Origin of the sequence: Kribbella solani (assembly GCF_014205295.1) — a bacterium.
Classification (GTDB): domain Bacteria; phylum Actinomycetota; class Actinomycetes; order Propionibacteriales; family Kribbellaceae; genus Kribbella; species Kribbella solani.
This window is the reverse complement of sequence record NZ_JACHNF010000001.1, coordinates 3607767-3627604: the sequence shown is the minus strand read 5'-3', so window position 1 is coordinate 3627604 and position 19838 is coordinate 3607767. Positions and strand designations below refer to the sequence as shown.

Genomic DNA, 19838 nt, shown 5'->3' with positions numbered 1-19838 from the left:
TGCCATGCCGACGTATCCGCCGACGCGTTCCGTCCAGCTCGCCGGCTATCCAGATGTCTGGGTGACGCGGCCGGGCAGCACGGTCAACGTACACGTCGATTCCCAGAACGCATCGTTTCGCGCCAGCCTGGTCCGGCTGGACGGCGGTATCAGCGCAGGCAGGCCGGTGACGAGTCTGGTACGCGAGGCCGGCGCGCATCAGGGCCTCCGGCAACAAACTTCGACCGGCTCGTACGTCCTGGTCCCGCGGGCGGCGGACGCCTTGCGCAGCAGGAACTTCACTATTCGCGCATCGCTGTGGCCGACCCTCCCCGGCAACGGCAGCGCGCAGACGGTCTTGTCGCGTGCCGACGAGAACGCCTCGATCGCGCTAAGGCTCGATTGCCTCGGAAGACTCGAACTCGTCTTCTCGACCCCGGAAGCCAGCCTGCGGCTCAGGTGCGATCATCGGCTTGCGGCCAAGAGGTGGTACCACGTCGAGGCGAGCCTGGACGGTGACCAGCGCGAGGCGCGACTGTACTACGAGCCGGCGCACAACTCGGCCACGCGTGAATCCGTACGCCGCACCTTCGACGTACCCCTCGACCGGCCCGGTGACCAAGCGCCATTGATGATCGGCGCGCTCCGGCAGCGGGATGTCTTCGAGGGAAAGATCGAGGCACCCCAGGTCTGGCGCGAGGTGGTGCACGGGCACCCGGGCCGCGGCGAACTGGTCGCCGCGTGGGACTTCGCAGTACGGCCCGAGTCGACGTACGTCCATGACTCGGGTCTTGCCGGACTCCACGGCCGCACGGTCAACGGCCCGACCCGACTCGTGACCGGCCACGCGTGGAGTGGCACCGAGGTCGATCCACGCCACGCGCCCGGCACCTACGCCGCTGTCCACTTCCACTCCGACGACCTTGAGGACGCGTCCTGGCAGCCGACGTTCGGGGTGGACCTTCCCGATTACCTCGCCAGCGGTGTGTACGCCGTGGAGCTGGCGTCGGCGGATGACCAACGGTGGATTCCGTTCACTGTCGCGCCACGTCGGCCGACCAGCCGGGTCGCGGTGATCCTGCCGACGTACACCTATCTCGCGTACGCGAACTTCCGGATCACCGATCGGGCGGCGGAACTCGCGGCCCAACTGCGTGGCCTGGACGAACCGGAGCTGTTCCCGGAGGAGCGCTACATCCTGGAGCACCCCGAGCTCGGCCTCTCGATGTACGACACCCATCTCGACGGCAGTCCGACCTGCTACTCGTCCCGGCTGCGACCGGTCATGGAGATGAGTCCGCTCTACCGCTACTCGTCGAGCGGCGCCCCGCGTCACCTCTCCGCCGATCTCGAGCTGCTGGGATGGTTGCGACGCCGAGGTCAGTCGCCCGATGTGCTGACCGACGAGTGCCTGCACACCGCTGGCGCACGACTGCTCGAGCAGTACCAGGTCGTGATCACCGGAAGCCATCCCGAGTACTGCACCGCCTCGATGCGCGATGCCTTGAGCAGGTACGTCGCGCGTGGCGGACGCCTGATGTACCTCGGCGGAAACGGGTTCTACTGGGTGACCTCCACCAGCTCCGAACGCGCGCACGTGATCGAGGTACGGCGTGGCCAGGCGGGAACTCGGACCGGTGATTCGCCGGCGGGGGAGGTGCATCACAGCCTCACCGGTGAGCCTGGTGGCCTCTGGCGGCATCGCGGCCATCCGCCGGAAAGCCTGGTGGGCGTGGGATTCGCCGGCCTCGGGTACGGCAGCGGCGCCGGCTATCGGCAGTTGCCGCACGCGCGCGTCAGCCGTTTCTCGTACGCGCTCGATGGTGTTCCGCAGGACGCCGTCATCGGCGACTTCGGACCCACCGGCGGTGCCGTGGACGACGAGTTCGACCACGTGCCGATCGACCGGCCGGCCCCTGCCGAGACCGTCGTGATCGCTACCTCGAAGGGAAACCACCGGTCCGGCTACTACCGTTGTATCGACGATGTCCGGCAACTGGCGCCGGACGTCATGCAGTCCGACGATGTCGGCGCGGATCTCGCCCTGACGGACTGGCAGGGTGGCGGGATCACCTTCGCGACCGGATCGATCGGCTGGACCAACTGCCTCTCCCACGAGAACGACGCCAACACCGTGTCGACGGTGACCGAGAACGTCCTGCGTGCATTTCTACGGCGTGGCGCGCCGGATCGTACCTGAGAATAAGTTGCTCGGGGCAAGCACTTGGGTTCAGGCGACGATGCCGTAGACGGCGTGGTCGGCGAGGGTGGTGGCGATCCGTTCGTGCTGTTCCGGGGTGTCGCGGGTCTCGTCCGGGCGGTACCAGACGTGCATCCAGTTGACCGCGCCGAGCATCGCCTTGGCGACCAGGTTCGGGTCGGTGTCGCGGAACGCGCCGGTCTTGATGCCGTCCTCGACGACCTTGACGTAGTAGTCCTCGAACTGCCGGCGCATCCGGAGGATCTCCTCCATCGCGGCGCTCTGGCGGCCTTCGCCGGCCAGGTGGATGTCGATCAGGAACTGGCCGACCCCCATGTAGGTGTGGTGCTCCATCATCATCAGCGCGTGCTGCCGGACCATCTCCCGGAGCTTGTCGGCCGGCGCGAGGTCGGCCCGCTCGGCCGTCGGGCCGATCGCCTCCAGGATCCACTCGATGCCGCGGCGGTGGATGCCGATGAAGAGCTCGCCCTTGGTCCGGAAGTAGTGGTAGATCCGTCCTTTCGTGGCGCCCAGGACATCGGCGACGTCGTCGATGGAGGTGGCGGCGTAGCCGCGCTCCGAGAACGCGAGCGCGGCGGCGTCGAGGATCTCGCGGGCCCCCATCTGACGCTTGGGGTCCTGTGAACGACTGGTGACGGGTTGTTGCCTCATGCGGACATACTACCGAGACGGATGGTCACTGCGGCGGCTCGCGCGGGATTCATGGGTGTCGGCTCAGAGCTTCGCGCCGCCGTCGACGTACAAGGTCTGTCCGGTGATGTACGACGCCTCGTCGCTGCACAGGAAGGCGGCGGCCGCGGCGACGTCGGCCGGCTGGCCGACCCGTTTCACCGGGTTCTTCTCGGCGCCGAGCCGCCGGAACTCCTCGACGTCCAGCTGCAGCCGGGCGGCGGTCGCGTCGGTCATCTCGGACACGATGAACCCGGGCGCGATCGCGTTCACGTTGATCCCGAACGGGCCGAGTTCGATCCCGAGCGACCGGGTCAGGCCCTGGATGCCCATCTTCGCGGTGGCGTAGTTGGTCTGCGCCTTCTTGCCGAGGGCCGACGTGCTGGAGAGGTTGAGGATCTTGCCGTACCGCTGGTCGACGAAGTGTTTCTGGACCGCGCGGCTCATCAGGAACGCGCCGCGCAGGTGCACGTCCATGACCAGATCCCAGTCGTCCTCGGTCATCTTGAACAGGTAGTTGTCCCGGGTGACGCCGGCGTTGTTCACGAGTACGTGTACACCGCCCAGCTCGCCGGTGACCCGCCCGACGGCGGCCTCGACGTCCGTACCGTCGCTGATGTCGGCGCCGACCGCGATGGCCTTCGCGCCGTCGGTCAGCGGCAGGCCGGCGACCGCTTCGGCGGCCGTCGCCTCGTCGAGGTCGATCAGCGCGATACCGGCGCCTTCCTCGGCCAGCCGGTGGGCGATGCCCAGTCCGATCCCGCGTGCGCCGCCGGTGATGACGGCGATCCGCCCTTGATAGCGCCCCATTGATCGTCCCATTGATACTGCGCTCCTTGTGTCGGTCAGGTCCGGCTCGGTACCAGCAGCCGGACGGTCTCCGCGATGCACGCGGGTTTGCTCTCGCCGTCGATCTCCACCGTGAAGCTGACGACTGCCTGGGTGCCCGCGCCGGTATCGGTCACGCCGGCCAGCGTCGCGTGCGCCCGGATCCGGGCGCCGACCCGGACCGGGTGCGGGAACCGGACCCGGTCCAGGCCGTAGTTGATCGACATCCGGAGCCCGTCGACGGTGAAGATCGAGCGCCCCAGCGCCGGCAGCAGCGACAGCGTGAGGTAGCCGTGCGCGACCGTGCCCTGGTACGGGCCCGCTGCCGCCCGCACGGTGTCGACGTGAATCCACTGCCGGTCGTCGGTGACCGCCGCGAACGCGTCGACCCGCTCCTGGTCGATCTCGATCCAGCTGCCGCTGCCGAGGCTCTCGCCGATCGCGCCACGGAGTGCCTCGACATCGGCGAAACGCCGAGTCACGCCAGCAACTCGTAGATCGTCACGTTGGCCTGCCCGCCGCCTTCGCACATGGTCTGCAGTCCGTACCGGATGCCCTGGTCGGCCAGGTGATGGATCAGGGTGGTGGTGATTCGCGCGCCGGAGCCGCCGAGCGGGTGGCCCAGCGCGATCGCGCCGCCCAGTGGGTTCAGCTTCTCCGTGGGTACGCCGAACTCGGCCTGCCAGGCGAGCGGCACGGATGCGAACGCCTCGTTGACCTCGAAGGCGCCGATGTCGTCGAGGCTCAGCCCGGATCGTTTCAGCGCCTTGTGGGTGGCGGGGATCGGACCGGTGAGCATGATGTTCGGGTCGCTGCCCGCGACGACCGAGGTGTGTACGCGGACCAGCGGCGTCCAGCCGTTGGCCGCGGCGATCTCGGACGAGGTGATGAGTACTGCCGCGGCACCGTCGCTGACCTGAGAGGCGTTGCCGGCGCTGATCACGCCGTCGTCGAGGAACGAGGGCTTCAGCTTGGCCAGCACCTCGACCGTGCTGTCCGGGCGGATTCCCTGGTCGGCGCGTACCACGCCGTCAGCGGTTTCGATCTCCACGATCTGCGCGTCGAAGAGTCCAGCCGCGGCAGCACGCGCGGCCCGCTGATGCGAGCGCACGGCGTACGTGTCGAGGTCGGTGCGGCTCAATGACCATTCGCGGGCGATCTGCTCGGCGCCGAGACCCTGGTTCGGCATCCCCTCGCCGTACCGCTTCACGTAGAGGTCGCCGATCGGCGAACCGTCGCGGTACGTGCTGCCCATCGGGACGCGGGACATCGACTCGACACCGCCGGCCACCGCGATGTCGTAATGACCGGCGATCACACCGGCGGCGGCGAACGCGATGGACTGCTGGGACGATCCGCACTGCCGGTCGACGGTCGTACCGGGTACTGATTCCGGCCAGCCGGCCGAGAGGACGGCGGTCCGCGCAATGTCGACCGCCTGCTCGCCGACCTGGCCGACACACCCCCAGACCACGTCGTCGACCAGGGCCGGGTCCAGGTTGGCGCGGGCCGCGAGGCCCTGGAGTACTTGGGCGGACAGGTCCGCCGGGTGCAGGCCGGAGAGAACGCCGGCCCGCTTGCCGATCGGCGATCTGACCGCCGACACGATCACTGCGTCGCGCATGCAAACTCCTAGTTGGTTCATGGATCTACTGTGATTTCGAACCAGACGGCCGAACGCAGTTGTCCGGCCGCTGTCTCAGTCGTTACGGAGCGGACTAGTCCTTACGGAGCGGACTAGTCCTTACGGAGCGGACTAGTCCTTACGGAGCGGGAAGGCCCAGGGCCGCAAGGGTGCCCCGGTGGCGCCGCGGAGCCGCAGGTTGGCCGCGAGGAAGGCGCTTTCGTACACCTTGGCCGCGGCCAGCTCCTCCAGATTGAGCGCTTCGATGATCGGTGCTCCGGCCTCGGCCAGCAGGAAGGTGTGTACCGGGGTGAAGTTGTCGTCGTCGCTCGCCGGCGCCTGTTCGAGACAGGACGTGTCGGAGCCGACGATCATCGCGCCCTGGTTCACCAGGTGCACCGCCGCCGCGCGGTTGATCCCCGGCGGGTTGTCACCCCAGGCCTCCTTCTCGGGCCAGTAGCGCATCCGGCCGGTACGGATCAGAACGACGTCACCCTCCTGGATTGCCAGGCCCTCGGCGGCGAGACACTCGTCGACGTCGTCCGGAGTGATCCCGTACGACGCCGGCAGCACGTCGACGCCCCGCAGCGCCGGGAAGTCCAGCAGTACCGCGCGGGCCGCGATCGGCGGGAACTTGTCCGCGCCGTTCACCGTCCAGTGCCGCGAACCCAGGTGCTCGCGTTCGGTGAAGTTGTTGTAGATCTTGCCGTGGTAGCCGTAGTGGTTCAGCGTGTCGATGTGCGTACCGGTGTGGGTGTACATCAGCACCGAGTCGCCCGAGTAGCTGATGTACTTGGTCAGCTCCGCCGGAATGCCCGGCCAGCCCTCGACCTCGGTACCGTGCGGCGAATGCGTCATCCAGAACTGGTACGGCGGATCGCCGATCGCCTGCCAGGACGGCATCCCGATGAAGTACTCCACCGAGAGATCGAACAGCTGGGTGGCGTCGACCCGGCTCATCACGGCCTGCCGTGATTCCGGCGTCATCAGGTTCAGGCGGCCGATCTGGTCCTCGGGACCGTACGGGCTGGTGCCCACCTGCCGGTTCGCGCCGGACGCGGGGTTGTCGTTCATCGGTGCTCCTTCCGAGTGCCTGGTACTCATCGGTCCAGCAGTCCCCGGTAGCGGCCCCGGAGCAGGTCCCGGCTGACGATCATCTTCTGGGTCTCGGTGCTGCCTTCGCCGATCCGGCGGATCCGGAGCTCGCGGTACCACCGCTCCAGCGGCAGGTCCTTGGTGACGCCGTAGCCGCCATGGATCTGGATCGCGCGGTCCACGACCCGGCCGGCCGCCTCGGTGGCGACGATCTTGGCCAGCGCGACCTCGGTCCGGAACGGTTGCCCGCTGTCCGCGCGCTCGGCGGCGTCGAGCGTGATCAGCGTCGCCGACCGCAGGTCGATCTCGTTGTCGACGAGCATCCACTGGATGCCTTCGTGCTCGGCGAGCGTCGACCCGAACACCGACCTGGTGCCGGCGTACTCGACGGCCATCCGATGCGCCTTCATCGCGACGCCCAGACAGCCGGCGGCGTACGGAATCCGGTTCTTGGTCAGGCGTTCGGTCGCGAGCGCGAAGCCCTGCCCGACCTCGCCGAGCACCGCGGCGGCCGGCACCCGGACGTCCTCGAAGGTGAGTTCGGTCGGACAGTGCCCGGAGCGGAGCGTATGGATCACCCGCCGGACCGTGAAGCCCGGCGTGTCCGCGTCGACGATGAAGCAGGTGATGCCCGAGCGGCCGGACTCCTGATCGCCGGTCCGCGCGAAGACCAGCCCGAAGTCGGCGGTGTCCGCGCCGCTGATGAAGGTCTTGTTGCCGTTGATGATCCAGTCCGAACCGTCCCGCTTCGCCCGGGTCTGGATCGCCCGGGCCGGGTCGCTGCCACCGGACGGTTCGGTGAGCGCGAAGAACGACTTCTTCTCGGCGCGCAGCACCGGGTACAGGTACCGCTCCTTCTGCTCGTCGGTGCCGTCGTACAGCTGGCCCATGTCCGGCTGGCCGAAGGCGGCGTAGCACGGGGCGTACAGTCCGGCGCGGTGCTGCGACATCTCCATCGCGAGCAGCGTCCGCGTCACGGTGTCGAGGCCCGCGCCGCCGAACTCCTCGGGTACGTCGATGTTGTAGAGGCCCATCTGCTTCGTCTTGGTGGTCAGCCGTTCGAGAACCGGAGCGCTCAGCTCGCTCTCGTCCGGGTCCAGCTCGAACTCGAGCGGGACGATCTCGGTGCTGACGAAGCGCCGGACCAGGTCGATCAGGTCGCGTTGCACATCGGTGACCGGCAAGCTCATCGGTCTCCCTCCAGCCTCTGGTCGGTGCGGTTCGGTTGTTCAGGTGGTTCGCCGTGCTCGTTCTCGAAAGCGCGCACGAGTTCGCGGTAGCGCGACAGGTACGAGTTGGTCCGCTCGTACCTGAACGAGAGTCCGGGCCGCTCGTCGAGCCAGCGTTCGAGCCGGCCGCGCAGACCGAAGCTGCTGTGGCCGCCGGCGTACTCGATCGCGATCACGCCACTCGGGTCGGAGATCTCGAACACGCCCAGTGCGCCGGGTACGTCGGCGAGGTTCGCCGCGGTCAGTGGTAACCAGGGCCTGATCATCGGACCGCCTCCGTCGTGAGCAACCGCCGCGGAATCTCGACCTGGCGCGAGCGCAGGTACTCGCCCAGTCCCTTCGCCTGCGGGTCCGGCCGGGTGCTCGCGGCGACGCCGTCGCCGAGCAGGCCATGGACGACGAAGTTCAGCGCGCGAAGGTTCGGCAGCTCGTACCGGTCGATGGCGAGGCCGGTGGCTTCCGTGAGCAGGTTCCGGAAGGCCTCGACGTCGAGCCAGCTCCGCAGCCAGGCGTAGCCGTCGTCGGTCCGCGCCCAGAACCCCACGTTCGCGTCGCCACCCTTGTCGCCCGAGCGGGCACCGGCCACCGAACCCAGCGGTGCCAGCACGGTCTCGTCCGTTGTCGGCGCGTTCGCCGTCGGCGCCGCGGCGCGGTACCCGTCGTAGGCCTTGAGTGGGGGAGCCGGGACCGTCAACCGCGGTCCGTCGGCGAACACCACCTCGGGACTCAGTACGGACGCTGGTACGAGGGCGGGCCAATAGACGCCGTACGCGCTCGCGGCCCGGTCTGCTTGGTCGATCCACATGCCGGGGTAGCCGCCCATCCCGAAGTCGCCGATCGCGTTGAAGAACGGACGCCCGACCCGCCCCTCGTCCAGGTCCTTCAACGTCACCTTCAGCCGGGCCTCGGCGCCCGGGGCGCTGTCGGCGTCGGCGCGGTCGGTGCGGAGCAGCCGTACGTCGGCCTCGCCGAAGGTGTCCAGACCACCGAGGGCCTGGTCGAGCGCACGGGTGACGAAGTCCGCCTTGGCCTCGATGTTCAGGCCGGTCAGGACGAACGTGGCGCTGCTGCGATAGCCACCGTGGTAGTTGATGCAGACCTTCGACGTCTCGGGCGCCGGCAGTCCGCGCGTACCGCTGATCCGGACCCGGTCCGGCCCGGCGTCCGACAGTTCGACCGTGTCGAACCGGGCGATCACGTCGGGGTTCAAGTAGTCGGGCGCCGCGGTCTCGTACAGCACCTGCGCGGTGACCGTCTCGACCGTGACCGCGCCGCCGGTCCCGGGGTGCTTGGTGATCACGCTCGACCCGTCCGCCGCGATCTCGGCGATCGGGTACCCGAGCGGACCTCGCCACGGCAGCTCGTCGAAGAACGAGTAGTTGCCGCCGGTCGCCTGCGCGCCGCACTCGATCACATGCCCGGCCACCACCGCGCCGGCCAGCCGATCCCAGTCGTCGAGCTGCCAGTCGAACGCCCACGCGGCCGGCCCGACGACCAGCGACGCGTCGGTGACTCGCGGGCAGACCACGATGTCCGCACCGCCGCGGAGCGCCGCGGTGATTCCCCAGCCGCCCAGGTAGGCGTTCGCGGTCACCGGGTGTACGCCGGCCGCGGCGAGGGTCTGTCCGGTGCTCAGGTTCGCCAACGGATGGCCGTCCTGCTGCAGTTCCGGAATCCGGTCGAGCAAGTCGTCGCCATCGATATGGGCGATCCGCGGCCGGAGCCCGAGCCGTTCCGAGAGCAGGCCGAGCTCGGCGGCGAGCCCGGCCGGGTTCAGGCCGCCGGCGTTGGTGACGATCTTGATACCGCGGTCCAGGCAGGTGCCCAGTACCTGCTCCATCTGGGTCAGGAAGGTGGTCGCGTACCCGGTGCCGGGCTTGCGTTGCCGGCTCTTCGCCAGGATCAGCATGGTCAGCTCGGCCAGGTAATCGCCGGTCAGTACGTCGATCGGACCGCCCTCGACCATCTCGCGGGCCGCCGACAGCCGGTCACCGTAGTACCCGGAACAGTTCGCGATCCGCAGGATCTCTCGCTTGCTCATGGTCGTCCTTCTCGTCGGTCAGGGGTCAGAGCGGCAAAGCGACCGTGGCGGTCGCGACAGCGCATCGCACCTGGTCGGATTCGCGCGTCTCGGTCAGGTCGAGGTGAAGCAGGCCGGTCCCGTCGTCGGCGCGCTCCGCGCCGGTGACCGTGCCGGTGCAAACCAGCACATCGCCCGGCACCGCGTACCTGCGGACTGTCACCTCGAGCCGTCGGAGCGTTCCGGTCGGGCCGATCCAGTCAGTGCACAGCGACACCAGGAAAGCGCCATGCAGATGCGACTGCACCAGTACGTCCGGGTAGCCCTCGGACGCGGCGTACTCCGCGTCGAAATGAATGCGATGGCTGTTCCAGGTGACCGCGCTGTAGCGGAACAGTTGCAGACGGCTCGGCGTACGGCGCAGCTCGGGCAGCCGATCGCCGACACTGACGTCGCCGAAGCGGAGACCGGTGGTTTTGGTGGTCATCGGAGCAGGACCTTCCGGGTCGAGGTGAGCAGGACACGACCGTCGGCGGCGACGAATTCGTGCCGGTAGCGGACGACGATGACCGGCCCCTTGCTGCCGTGGGTGAGCTCCGCGCCGACCATCGCGCTTCGCTCGGTCAGCGTCGTACCCGCCGGGATCGGGGCATGGAACTCGATGTCCTCACCGCCGCCCATCACCCGTACGCCCTCGGTGGGCAGGTCCTGGAGCGCGGCCGTCGGGACGCCGTCGGAACGCAACCCGTCCTCGGCCGGACCTTCGTCCCACGCCGACACCGCGGTGACCAGGTTGGGTGGCGCGATGATGTCCGGATGCCCACAACCACGGGCGAATTCGGTGTCGTAGTACAGCGGGTTCGATTCCCCGATCGCCCGGGCGTACCGGCGGATCATCAGCGCGGTGATGGTGCCGAGCTCGTGCGCACTCTCGGTACCGATCCGGGTCCGAACCGCTTCGAGCACGGTGTCGTCGACGGCCACGATTCCTCCTAGATCACGTTCTCGGCGCGGAGCGTCGCGAGCTCGGCGCCGGTGAGGCCCAGCGTGCGGGTGAGCACGCTGTCGCTGTGCTCGCCGAGCGCCGGTGCGGTTGTACTCGGGACCGGCTCCGAGCCGGTCAGGTGCAGCGGGCTGCCGAAGACGTACGACACCTGGCCGTCGGCGCTCTTGACCGGCCGGATCATGCTGTCGGGACCGACCATGGGCCCGGACATCACATCGGACAAGGTCAGTACCGGCGCGCACGGCACTCCGGCCTGCTGCAGGTTCGCGACCATGTCGTCGCGAGGCCGGCCGCCGGCCCATCCGGCCACGAAGTCGTCCAGCTTGTCGATCTGAGCGACCCGGGCCGCCGGAGTGGCGAAGGACGGATCGTCGGCCAGATCATCCCGATCCATCAACCCGCACAGCGACTGCCAATGGCCGTTGGTCATGCACAGAATCGCGACCCAGCCGTCAGCCGCCGGATAGACGTTGTAGGGGGCAACGGCCAGCCCGCCGTGCCGGTTGCCGGTACGCTCCGGCAGCGTGCCGCCGCTGTCGAGGTACCCGGCGATGTTCGAGGTGAGCGAGGGGATTACGGCGTCCTGCATCGCGACCTCGACGTGCTGTCCGCGGCCGGTCGCGGTGCGCTGGTACAGCGCTGCCATGATCCCGCCGAACAGGTGCGTGCCGCCGAAGAAGTCCGCGAGCGCCGCACCGGCCTTCATCGGCGGCTGGTCCGGGTACCCGGTGGACCCCATCACGCCGGAGACCGCCTGGATGGTCAGGTCCATCGCCCGCTGACCGGCCTGCGGCGTCTGCGCGCCGTAGCCGCGCCCGGACGCCAGGATGATCTTCTCGTTGGCCTCGGCAAGCACCTCGTAGCCCAGTCCCAGCCGCTGCAGAGTGCCGGGCGCGAAGTTCTCCACGACCACATCGGCCCGGGCGACCAGGCGCAGGAAGAGTTCCTTGCCGCGCGGGTCCTTCAGGTCCAGCCGGAGGCTCTCCTTGTTCCCGTTCAGCAGGCCGAAGGCGGCCGTCTGCTGCTCACCGACCACCCGCCAGCGGACGGGTTCGCCGCGGAACGGTTCGATCTTGACGATCTCCGCGCCGAGCTGAGCCATCAGCAGCGTGCAGTACGGGCCGTTGTAGACCTGGCTGAGATCCAGAACGACAATGCCATCCAGAGCGCGAGCGGTCACTGCATCCTCCTAGCGTTCCGGGGAACATACTACTCCGTAGGTTTTGATACAAGAGTTCATCGCCCGGCCATCACAACGACCGCGCGATGAGCTCTTTCTGGATCTCGTTGGCGCCGCCGTAGATGGTCTGCGCGCGGGCATCCGCGTACAGCCGGGCGATCGTGTACTCGGTCATGTAGCCGTACCCACCGTGCAGTTGCAGGCACTTGTCGATCACCCGGCACTGCACGTCGGTCAGCCACCACTTGCACATGCTCGACGTGGGCAGATCCAGGCCGCCGGTCAGATGCGTACGCATGCAGTCGTCGAGGAACGTCCGGGCCACCTTCGCGAGCGTCGCGCACTCGGCCAGCTCGAACCGGACGTGCTGTTTCTCGAACAACGGCGCCCCGAACGCCTCGCGCTGCTTGACGTACTCGGTGGTGAGCGCGACCGCCAGCTCGATCGCGGTCACCGCGGTGATGCCGATGATCAGCCGCTCCTGCGGGAGCTTCTCCATCAGCATCGCGAAGCCCGCGCCCTCCGTGCCGAGCAGATTGCCGGCCGGCACCGGCACGTCGTCGAAGAACAGCTCGTTCGTGTCCGCGCCGTGCTGGCCGATCTTGTTCAGCGGCTGGCCCCGGCCGAAGCCGGGCGCGGAGGCGGTCTCGACGACGAGCAGTGAGATGCCCTTCGCGCCTTTCGCCGGGTCGGTCGAGCACGCCACTATGACCAGATCGGCGCTGCCACCGTTGGTGATGAAGATCTTCGAGCCGTTCAGCCGCCAGCCGTCCGGGCCGCGTTCGGCGCGGGTCCGGATCGCCTTGAGGTCCGAGCCGGCCGACGGTTCGGTCATCGCGAGGGCGCCGATCAGCTCCCCGGTCGCCATCTTCGGGAGCCAGCGCAGCCGTTGCTCCTCGGTTCCGTACCGATGGATGAAGTCGGCGACGACCCCGCTGTGCATCGCGTTTCCCCAAGAGCGATCGCCCTGCCGCGCGTACGCCTCCTGGATGGTTGCCTGATGCAAGAAAGTGCCGCCGCCACCGCCGTACTGCTCGGGGATGTTGGCGCAGAGCAGGCCGAGCTCGCCGCACCGGAGCCAGAACTCACGGTCGACGTGATGTTGGGCCTCCCAACGCTCGCGGTGTGCCGGGATCTGCTCGTCGAAGAACGCGGCCGCCATCGCGAACAGGTCGGCGGCCTCGCCGGTCATCCACGGGCGCGGGGTCGAGTCGGGCATCGGGTGGGTCCTGTCTCTTCGGGCGGGCAGCTCAGAGGCGTTCGATGACCGTCGCGGTCCCGAGTCCGCCGCCGCAGCACATGGTGATGAGTCCGTACCGGCCGTGGCTGCGTTCCAGCTCGTGCACGGCCTTGGTGATGAGGATCGAACCGGTCGCGCCGATGGGGTGGCCCAACGAGATCGCGCCGCCGTTGACGTTGACGCGGTCCAGGTCGGCGCCGTACTCCTTGGCCCAGGCCAGCACGACCGACGCGAACGCCTCGTTGATCTCGATCACGTCCAGGTCGGCCAGGGTGAACTTCGTCAGGCCCAGTACCTTCGCCGTCGCCGGGATCGGTCCGGTCAGCATCAGCACCGGGTCGGAGCCGACCAGGATCGAATCGATCAGCCGGGCCCGCGGCCGGAGCCCGAGCTGATCGGCTCGCTGCCGGCTCATCAGCAGGACCGCGCCCGCGCCGTCGGCGATCTGCGACGAGTTCCCCGCGGTGTGGAAGCTCTCCGGCGTACGGTCGGGCTGGACCGGCTTCAGTCCGGCCAGGCCGTCGAGCGTCGTCGGCCGAAGGGCCTCGTCCCGGGTGACGACCACGGTGCCGTCCGGAGCCGCCACCTCGATCGGGATGATCTGGCTGTCGAAGCGACCCTCGTCCCAGGCGCGGGCGGCCCGGTCCTGCGAGCTCTTCGCGTACGCGTCCAGCTCGTCGCGTTTCAGGCTCCACTGTTCGGCGATCCGGTCGGCACCCTCGAACTGGATGGTCGGCTCGTACACCTTGGCGTACCGGCCGCCGCGTGGATTGCCGTACGGTCCGCCGGGCGGCATGTTGGCGCCGAGCGGAACGTGACTCATCACCTCGACGCCGGCGGCGATGACGATGTCCGCCAGCCCGCTCGCGATCTGGGCGTGCGCCATCAGCGCTGCCTCCTGCGACGAGCCGCATTGCGCGTTGACCGTCACGGCCGGCACTTCCAGCGGCAGGCCCGCGGCGAGCCAGGCGTTCCTGGTCACGTTCGCCGCCTGCATACCGAGCTGGCCCACGCACCCGCCGACGACGTGATCCACCTCGGCACCGCTGAGGTTGTTGCGCCGCAGCAGCCCGAGCAGGACATCGCCGAGCAGTTCGTTCGCATGTTTCCCGCTGAGTCCGCCGTTCCGTTTACCGATCGGCGAACGGACGGCGTCCACGATCACGACTTCCCGCATCGGTCAGGCTTCCTTCGGGTCCTGGCCGGACTTCGCCATGAACTCCGTGGCCTGGACCGCGACTTCCTCGCTGCCGAAGGACTCGAACTCCGCGGCCAGGGCGAAGTTGAGCACCGTGTTGGCCGAGCCGAGCAGATGCGCGTTGAGCGCCCGTTTGGTGTCCTGTGCCGCCTGCGGTGGTAGCGCGGCAAACCGGTGGGCGATCTCCTTGGCGGTGGTCAGTACGTCGGTGGCCGGCACGACCCGGTTGCACAGACCCATCCGCAGCGCGTCGGTGGCCGGAATCCGGTCGCCGAGCAGGATGTACTCCTTCGCGGTCAGCAGGCTGGTCAGCGCGGGCCAGGTGACCACGCCGCCGTCACCGGCCACCAGGCCGACGCGTACGTGGGGATCGCTCAGGAAGGACTCCGCCGCCATCACCACGAAGTCCGACATCGTCGCCAGGCTGCAGCCGAGACCCACCGCCGGACCGTTGACGGCGGCAACTACCGGGAGGTCGCAGCCGAGCATCGCGCGGACCAGTCGCTCACCGGTCCGGATGTTCCGCCGCCGGACCGCGAGATCGGTGTGGCTGCGGACGAAGTTGGGCAGATGGCCGCCGGCGCTGAAGGCCCGGCCCGCGCCGGTGAGCACGACGGCGCGGGCGTCCTCGTCGTCGTTCAGCAGGTCCCACACCCGGCGGAGGCCTTCGTGCAGGTCGTCGTCGACCGAGTTGAGGTCGTCGGGCCGGTTCATCGTGACGATACGCAGTGGGCCGTCCGCTTCCACCAGCAGCGTCGGCGCCAGGTGCGAGTAGTCCATCAATTTCGCCTCCTCGGAAAAATAACCTACGTGGTAGTATGTCATCCTCATTCTGCCCGTGCAACGACTTGCTGCTTCGTCGCCGGGAGCCCCGAGGTCCGTCGTCGAGGAGAGCCATGGCAGATCTGGAATACACCGTGCGGGACGGGATCGGAACGATCCTGCTGAACCGTCCGCAGGTGAAGAACGCGTTCACCCTGGACATGATCGAAAGCTGGGCCGAGGCGCTGCGGTCGGCGCGGCTCGACGACGAGGTCCGGGTGGTGGTCGTCACCGGCGCCGGGGACGCGTTCTGCGCCGGAATCGACCTCAACGCGTTCGCGGCGGAGGCGACCGGACCGCTGTCGGTCAAGCGGTTGCTCGACGACCGCATCCACCGGGTCGCGTACGCGGTGGAGGATCTGGACAAGCCACTGATCGCGGCCGTGAACGGTACGGCCGTCGGAGCCGGGATGGACATGGCGCTGATGTGCGACATCCGGCTGCTGGCAAGGTCCGCCAAGCTGTCGGAGGGGTACATCCGGATCGGCCTGGTCCCGGGCGACGGCGGGTGCTACTACCTGCCCCGGATCGTCGGGACCGGCAAGGCGCTGGAGCTGATGTGGACCGGCGACTTCGTCGATGCCGGCGAGGCGCTCCGGCTGCGAATCGCCAACCATGTCTACGCCGACGACGAGTTCGGCGAGGCCTGGCAGGCGCTGGCCCGCCGGATCGCGGATCAGCCACCGCTCAATCTCCGGCTGATCAAGCGGGCCACGTACCAGTCGGCGAACACCGATGCCCGAACCGCGCTGGACCTGATCTCCTCGCACATGGCCGTCGTGCACAGTACGGAGGACTCGGCGGAGGCGATGGACGCGTTCCGGAACGGACGCAAGCCCGTGTTCGGAGGACGCTGAGATGACCGACGGTGTGGAGCCGATCCTGTTGTCCCAGGAGGGGGCGATCGCTCGCGTCACCCTGAACCGGCCGAGCCGCCGGAACGCGCTCGATCCGGCGGCCTGGCAACTGCTCCGGGAAACCTTCGAGAAGCTCGCCGCGGACAGAACGGTTCGCGTGGTCGTCCTGACCGGAGCGGAGGGAAGTTTCTGCGCGGGTTCTGACCTCGGTGGGCCGAAGGACGATCACCCGCTGGAGCGCATGCGCCGGCTGAACAACGCGGCGGTCGCCGTACACGAGTTCCCGAAGCCGCTGATCGCGCGGGTCGATGGGCCTGCTGTCGGCGCGGGTGCCAACCTGGCGCTCGCCAGTGACTTCGTGGTCGCCTCGCCGGCCGCTCGCTTCGGCGAGATCTTCGCCCGGCGCGGCCTGTCCGTCGACTTCGGCGGGTCCTGGTTGCTTCCGCGCCTGGTCGGTTTGCAGCAGGCGAAGCGGCTGCTGATGCTCCCGGACGTGATCGATGCCGAAGAGGCCCGCGAGCTCGGCCTGGTCACCTGGCTCAAGCCCGCGGCCGAGCTCGACGAGTTCGTCACCGAGCTGGCCGGCCGGCTGGCGGCACTGCCGCCGGTCGCGGTCGCGCAATCGAAGGCGCTGCTGAACCAGGGCGCCGACCAGACGTTGCGCCAGGCGCTCGACAACGAGGCCCGCGCGCAGGCGGTCAATCTGGCCACTGAGGACGTGCCGATCGCCTATCGCGCGTTCCTGGACAAGGTCGCCGAGCCCCAGTACACCGGGCGCTGGGCCGTGCGCTGAGGCGCCGATCGAGAGAACGAGGCTTGTCTGATGGACCTGTGGAACCTGCGGCCGGTGACACTGCCGGCCGAACTCGAAACCCTTCGGCGCGACATTCGTGCCTTCCTTGGCGCGGAGCTCGCAGCCGGCCGGTTCACGCCGCGGTGCGACCAGTGGCTCGGCGGCTGGGACGCGTCGTTCAGCCGGCGGCTCGGTGAGCGAGGCTGGATCGGGATGGCCTTCCCGGAGCAGTACGGCGGACGCCAGGCCGGCGCGCTGGCCCGGTTCGTCGTCACCGAGGAGTTGCTCGCCGCCGGTGCGCCGGTCGCCGCGCACTGGATCGCGGATCGTCAGACCGGGCCAGGGCTGCTGCGATTCGGGACCGAGGAGCAGAAGCACACTTACCTGCCCGGGATCGCTCGCGGCGAGCGCTTCTTCGCAGTCGGACTGAGCGAACCGGACACCGGCTCGGACCTCGCGTCCGTACGCACCCGGGCGACCCGGGTGGTCGACGGCTGGCGGCTCAGCGGTACGAAGGTCTGGACCAGCGGTGCTCATCACGCGCAGACCTTGGTGGTGCTGGCTCGCACCGCCGCGCCCGCCGCGGACCGGCACGCCGGCCTCGGCCAGTTCATCATCGACCTCCCACATCCGGCGGTACAGATCCGCCCGATCCGGCTGCTGACCGGCGAGCACCACTTCAACGAGGTAGTTCTCGACGAGGTGTTCGTCCCGGACGCGCGGGTGCTGGGCGAGCCCGGCGACGGGTGGCATCAAGTCACCCACGAGCTGGCCATGGAGCGCAGCGGACCGGAGCGCATCCTGTCCACGTTCCCGCTGCTCGCGGTCGCCACCGAGTCGCTGGCAGCCGCCGGCCGGCTCGGCGAACGGTGTGCTCTCGGGTCAGTCGTCGCGCGCCTCTGGGCCTTGCGGCAGATGTCGCTCGCGGTCGCGGGACGGCTCGAGGCCGGCGGCGTCCCCGCGGTCGAGGCGGCCGCGGTAAAGGATCTCGGCACCCGGTTCGAGAACACGGTCATCGACTGCGTACGGATGCTGACCCAGGTGGAACCGGACCCCGGGGCCACCGACGAGCTGCCCCGGATGCTGGCCGAAGCCGTCCTGCACAGTCCCGGATTCACGCTGCGCGGCGGAACGAACGAGATCCTGCGCGGCGTGATCGCCAGGCAATTGGGGGTGCGATGAACGACATCATCGAGGCGCTGGACGCCAGTGTCCGGTCGGTCTGCGGGAAGTACGGTGCCGACGACGAGGCCCTCCGCCGTACGGACGGCTGGAACCCGTCGCTCTGGTCGGCCCTGGAATCGATCGGCGTGACCACGTTGTCGGTACCCGAGGAGTACGGGGGCAGCGGGGGCGATGTCGTCACCGCGGTCGCCGTCCTCGAAGTGCTCGGTGAGTATGCCGCCGCGGTTCCGTTCGCCGAGACAGCTTTGCTTGCGGGGCGGTTGCTCGCCGGCTGCGGTGTGCAGGTTCCGCCGGGTCCGCTGGCGGCGATCGTCGCCGGTCCGGAATTGCAGGTGCAACCAACGGTCGGTGGCGTGCAGATGAGTGGAGTCGCGCGCCGGGTGCCCTGGGCGCGTGCCGCCGAGCACTTGGTGGTGCTTGCCGAGGATCAGGTGATCCTGCTCCGGCGTGCCGAGGGTCTGGTTGCCCAAGGCACCAACATCGCGGGTGAACCGCGGGACGACGTCGCGTTCGACTGTACCGTTCCCGCCGAGCGGGTGTACTGGCTGCGCGGCGAGCCGCAGCGGGTCCTACGGGAGCAACGGCTGCGTACGACGCTGGCGCGGGCCGCGTTGATCGCCGGTGCGGCCCGGCGGGCGCTCGAACTGACGGTGGCGTACGCGGGGGAGCGCGAGCAGTTCGGGCGCCCGATCAAGAAATTCCAGGCAGTGCAGCAACATCTGGCCGCGATGGCGGGCGAGGTGTTGCTGACCAAGATCGCGGTCGAGGCCGCGGCGGTGGCGGTCGACACGGACAGCGGCGCGGAAGTGGCGGTCGCGGCGGCGAAGACCGTCGCCGGACAGGCCGCTGGGCTGGTCGCCTCGCTGGCGCATCAGATCCACGGCGCGCTCGGGTACACCGAAGAGCACCCGCTCCGGCACAGTACGACGCGGCTGTGGGCCTGGCGGGATGAGGCCGGCAACGAGGCTGCCTGTTCCGCGGTGCTGGACCAGCATGTTCTGGCCGCCGGGAAGGGCGGCTTGTGGCCGTTGATCAGTGGCGCGGCGTACGTTCCCGTACCGACGAAGGAGTCGCGATGAGCAGTGTCCTGTTCGAGGCCGGCCGGGACGGTGTCGCCGTCATCACGATCAACCGGCCGGACCAGCGCAACGCGGTCAACCTCGAAGTGGCGAACGGTATCGCGGCCGCCGTCGACGAGTTCGAAGCTCGGGCCGGCCTCAGCGTCGCGATCCTGACCGGGGCCGGTGGCAACTTCTGCGCCGGCCTGGATCTCAAGGCGTTCACCCGGGGCGAGATCCCGGTACTGCCCGGGCGTGGTTTCGGCGGCCTGACCGAGCGGCCGCCGGCGAAACCGCTACTGGCCGCGGTCGAGGGCTGGGCGGTGGCGGGTGGCTTCGAGCTCGCTCTCAGTGCCGACCTGATCGTAGCCGCGCGGGATGCGAAGTTCGGCCTGCCCGAGGTGCGTCGTGGGCTGGTCGCCGGGTCGGGCGGACTGGTGCGCCTGGCGAAGGTGCTTCCGTACCACCTGGCCATGGAACTCGCCCTGACCGGCGAATCGTTGCCTGCAGCAACCGCACGTCGGTACGGGATGGTCAATCTGCTCTCGGAACCGGGTGCGGTCCTCGGCGCCGCCCGGGAACTGGCTCTGAAGATCGCTGCCAACGGACCGCTCGCGGTCCGGGTCAGCAAGCAGATCGTGGCCGGAGCGGTCGGCTATCGGGACATCGACGCGTTTCCGGGACAGCAGGCGCTGGTCGACGAGGTCGTGTCCTCGGCCGACGCGCTGGAGGGCGCCCGGGCATTCGCCGAGAAGCGGCAACCGGTGTGGACAGGTGCCTGAGGCCAGAGTTTCCTGGCGTCTCGCCGGGAGCATGCATGCCGTTCGAACGGCG

The 19838-nt window shown here is 69.0% G+C and carries 20 protein-coding genes; 6 read left to right on the top strand and 14 right to left on the bottom strand.

Annotation, left to right across the window (positions count from 1 at the left end):
* Positions 1 to 4: 4 nt before the first annotated feature.
* On the top strand, positions 5 to 2179 hold the full coding sequence (locus HDA44_RS16325; protein WP_184835294.1) for a N,N-dimethylformamidase beta subunit family domain-containing protein: 2175 nt from the start codon (positions 5 to 7) through the stop codon (positions 2177 to 2179).
* A 30-nt stretch (positions 2180 to 2209) separates the two neighbouring features.
* On the opposite strand, the gene HDA44_RS16320 is transcribed toward HDA44_RS16325, so the two are convergent.
* The 14 genes from HDA44_RS16320 to HDA44_RS16255 all read right to left on the bottom strand — a co-directional run bounded on the left by HDA44_RS16320 (position 2210) and on the right by HDA44_RS16255 (position 15069).
* Positions 2210 to 2851 carry a TetR/AcrR family transcriptional regulator gene (locus HDA44_RS16320; protein WP_184835292.1) on the bottom strand — a complete coding sequence of 214 codons (642 nt, stop codon included), beginning with the start codon at positions 2849 to 2851 and terminating at the stop codon, positions 2210 to 2212.
* Between the two features lie 63 nt (positions 2852 to 2914).
* Positions 2915 to 3679, bottom strand: a complete 765-nt coding sequence (locus HDA44_RS16315; protein ID WP_184843705.1) for an SDR family NAD(P)-dependent oxidoreductase — start codon at positions 3677 to 3679, stop codon at positions 2915 to 2917.
* A 35-nt stretch (positions 3680 to 3714) separates the two neighbouring features.
* Complete coding sequence (locus tag HDA44_RS16310) at positions 3715 to 4179, bottom strand: MaoC family dehydratase (protein ID WP_184835290.1); 465 nt, start codon at positions 4177 to 4179, stop codon at positions 3715 to 3717.
* Complete coding sequence (locus tag HDA44_RS16305) at positions 4176 to 5321, bottom strand: thiolase family protein (protein WP_184835288.1); 1146 nt, start codon at positions 5319 to 5321, stop codon at positions 4176 to 4178. The genes HDA44_RS16310 and HDA44_RS16305 overlap by 4 nt, the downstream gene beginning before the upstream one ends.
* Positions 5322 to 5453: 132 nt before the next feature.
* Positions 5454 to 6395: a cyclase family protein gene (locus tag HDA44_RS16300; RefSeq protein WP_184835286.1), complete on the bottom strand. Its 942-nt coding sequence runs from the start codon at positions 6393 to 6395 to the stop codon at positions 5454 to 5456.
* A gap of 26 nt (positions 6396 to 6421) precedes the next feature.
* Positions 6422 to 7606: an acyl-CoA dehydrogenase family protein gene (locus HDA44_RS16295; RefSeq protein ID WP_184835284.1), complete on the bottom strand. Its 1185-nt coding sequence runs from the start codon at positions 7604 to 7606 to the stop codon at positions 6422 to 6424.
* Positions 7603 to 7911: a DUF7508 domain-containing protein gene (locus HDA44_RS16290; protein WP_184835282.1), complete on the bottom strand. Its 309-nt coding sequence runs from the start codon at positions 7909 to 7911 to the stop codon at positions 7603 to 7605. The genes HDA44_RS16295 and HDA44_RS16290 overlap by 4 nt, the downstream gene beginning before the upstream one ends.
* Entirely contained in the window at positions 7908 to 9686 is a 1779-nt protein-coding gene (locus HDA44_RS16285; protein ID WP_184835280.1) for an acyclic terpene utilization AtuA family protein, read from the bottom strand. The genes HDA44_RS16290 and HDA44_RS16285 overlap by 4 nt, the downstream gene beginning before the upstream one ends.
* 25 nt (positions 9687 to 9711) lie before the next feature.
* On the bottom strand, positions 9712 to 10152 hold the full coding sequence (locus HDA44_RS16280) for a hotdog family protein (RefSeq protein WP_184835278.1): 441 nt from the start codon (positions 10150 to 10152) through the stop codon (positions 9712 to 9714).
* On the bottom strand, positions 10149 to 10649 hold the full coding sequence (locus HDA44_RS16275; RefSeq protein ID WP_184835276.1) for an FAS1-like dehydratase domain-containing protein: 501 nt from the start codon (positions 10647 to 10649) through the stop codon (positions 10149 to 10151). The genes HDA44_RS16280 and HDA44_RS16275 overlap by 4 nt, the downstream gene beginning before the upstream one ends.
* Before the next feature lie 8 nt (positions 10650 to 10657).
* Positions 10658 to 11851, bottom strand: coding sequence for a CoA transferase (locus HDA44_RS16270; protein ID WP_184835274.1), 1194 nt, complete (start codon positions 11849 to 11851; stop codon positions 10658 to 10660).
* Between the two features lie 70 nt (positions 11852 to 11921).
* Positions 11922 to 13070, bottom strand: coding sequence for an acyl-CoA dehydrogenase family protein (locus tag HDA44_RS16265; RefSeq protein WP_184835271.1), 1149 nt, complete (start codon positions 13068 to 13070; stop codon positions 11922 to 11924).
* A 31-nt stretch (positions 13071 to 13101) separates the two neighbouring features.
* Entirely contained in the window at positions 13102 to 14268 is a 1167-nt protein-coding gene (locus HDA44_RS16260; protein WP_184835269.1) for a thiolase family protein, read from the bottom strand.
* 3 nt (positions 14269 to 14271) lie between these two features.
* A complete protein-coding gene (locus tag HDA44_RS16255; RefSeq protein ID WP_184835267.1) occupies positions 14272 to 15069 on the bottom strand; it encodes an enoyl-CoA hydratase/isomerase family protein in 798 nt (265 codons plus the stop codon).
* A gap of 116 nt (positions 15070 to 15185) precedes the next feature.
* Here HDA44_RS16255 and HDA44_RS16250 point away from each other — a divergent pair, with 116 nt between their 5' ends.
* From HDA44_RS16250 to HDA44_RS16230, 5 genes are read left to right on the top strand one after another with little or no spacing between them, the layout of a single operon-like run.
* The gene (locus tag HDA44_RS16250; RefSeq protein WP_184835265.1) at positions 15186 to 15968 is read left to right on the top strand and encodes an enoyl-CoA hydratase/isomerase family protein; all 783 of its coding nucleotides are present in this window, start codon (positions 15186 to 15188) and stop codon (positions 15966 to 15968) included.
* Between the two features lies 1 nt (position 15969).
* Complete coding sequence (locus tag HDA44_RS16245) at positions 15970 to 16761, top strand: enoyl-CoA hydratase/isomerase family protein (RefSeq protein ID WP_184835263.1); 792 nt, start codon at positions 15970 to 15972, stop codon at positions 16759 to 16761.
* 30 nt (positions 16762 to 16791) lie between these two features.
* A complete protein-coding gene (locus tag HDA44_RS16240) occupies positions 16792 to 17943 on the top strand; it encodes an acyl-CoA dehydrogenase family protein (protein WP_184835261.1) in 1152 nt (383 codons plus the stop codon).
* The gene (locus tag HDA44_RS16235; protein WP_184835259.1) at positions 17940 to 19025 is read left to right on the top strand and encodes an acyl-CoA dehydrogenase family protein; all 1086 of its coding nucleotides are present in this window, start codon (positions 17940 to 17942) and stop codon (positions 19023 to 19025) included. The genes HDA44_RS16240 and HDA44_RS16235 overlap by 4 nt, the downstream gene beginning before the upstream one ends.
* Entirely contained in the window at positions 19022 to 19786 is a 765-nt protein-coding gene (locus tag HDA44_RS16230) for a crotonase/enoyl-CoA hydratase family protein (RefSeq protein WP_184835257.1), read from the top strand. Before HDA44_RS16235 ends, HDA44_RS16230 begins: the two co-directional genes overlap by 4 nt.
* The last annotated feature ends 52 nt before the right edge of the window (positions 19787 to 19838 follow it).

Coding starts and splice junctions, on each gene's coding strand:
- HDA44_RS16325 (WP_184835294.1), top strand. CDS start 5: ATGCCGACGTATCCGCCGACGCGTTCCGTCCAGCTCGCCGGCTATCCA.
- HDA44_RS16320 (WP_184835292.1), bottom strand. CDS start 2,851: ATGAGGCAACAACCCGTCACCAGTCGTTCACAGGACCCCAAGCGTCAG.
- HDA44_RS16315 (WP_184843705.1), bottom strand. CDS start 3,679: ATGGGGCGCTATCAAGGGCGGATCGCCGTCATCACCGGCGGCGCACGC.
- HDA44_RS16305 (WP_184835288.1), bottom strand. CDS start 5,321: ATGCGCGACGCAGTGATCGTGTCGGCGGTCAGATCGCCGATCGGCAAG.
- HDA44_RS16300 (WP_184835286.1), bottom strand. CDS start 6,395: ATGAACGACAACCCCGCGTCCGGCGCGAACCGGCAGGTGGGCACCAGC.
- HDA44_RS16295 (WP_184835284.1), bottom strand. CDS start 7,606: ATGAGCTTGCCGGTCACCGATGTGCAACGCGACCTGATCGACCTGGTC.
- HDA44_RS16290 (WP_184835282.1), bottom strand. CDS start 7,911: ATGATCAGGCCCTGGTTACCACTGACCGCGGCGAACCTCGCCGACGTA.
- HDA44_RS16285 (WP_184835280.1), bottom strand. CDS start 9,686: ATGAGCAAGCGAGAGATCCTGCGGATCGCGAACTGTTCCGGGTACTAC.
- HDA44_RS16280 (WP_184835278.1), bottom strand. CDS start 10,152: ATGACCACCAAAACCACCGGTCTCCGCTTCGGCGACGTCAGTGTCGGC.
- HDA44_RS16265 (WP_184835271.1), bottom strand. CDS start 13,070: ATGCCCGACTCGACCCCGCGCCCGTGGATGACCGGCGAGGCCGCCGAC.
- HDA44_RS16260 (WP_184835269.1), bottom strand. CDS start 14,268: ATGCGGGAAGTCGTGATCGTGGACGCCGTCCGTTCGCCGATCGGTAAA.
- HDA44_RS16255 (WP_184835267.1), bottom strand. CDS start 15,069: ATGGACTACTCGCACCTGGCGCCGACGCTGCTGGTGGAAGCGGACGGC.
- HDA44_RS16250 (WP_184835265.1), top strand. CDS start 15,186: ATGGCAGATCTGGAATACACCGTGCGGGACGGGATCGGAACGATCCTG.
- HDA44_RS16245 (WP_184835263.1), top strand. CDS start 15,970: ATGACCGACGGTGTGGAGCCGATCCTGTTGTCCCAGGAGGGGGCGATC.
- HDA44_RS16240 (WP_184835261.1), top strand. CDS start 16,792: ATGGACCTGTGGAACCTGCGGCCGGTGACACTGCCGGCCGAACTCGAA.
- HDA44_RS16235 (WP_184835259.1), top strand. CDS start 17,940: ATGAACGACATCATCGAGGCGCTGGACGCCAGTGTCCGGTCGGTCTGC.
- HDA44_RS16230 (WP_184835257.1), top strand. CDS start 19,022: ATGAGCAGTGTCCTGTTCGAGGCCGGCCGGGACGGTGTCGCCGTCATC.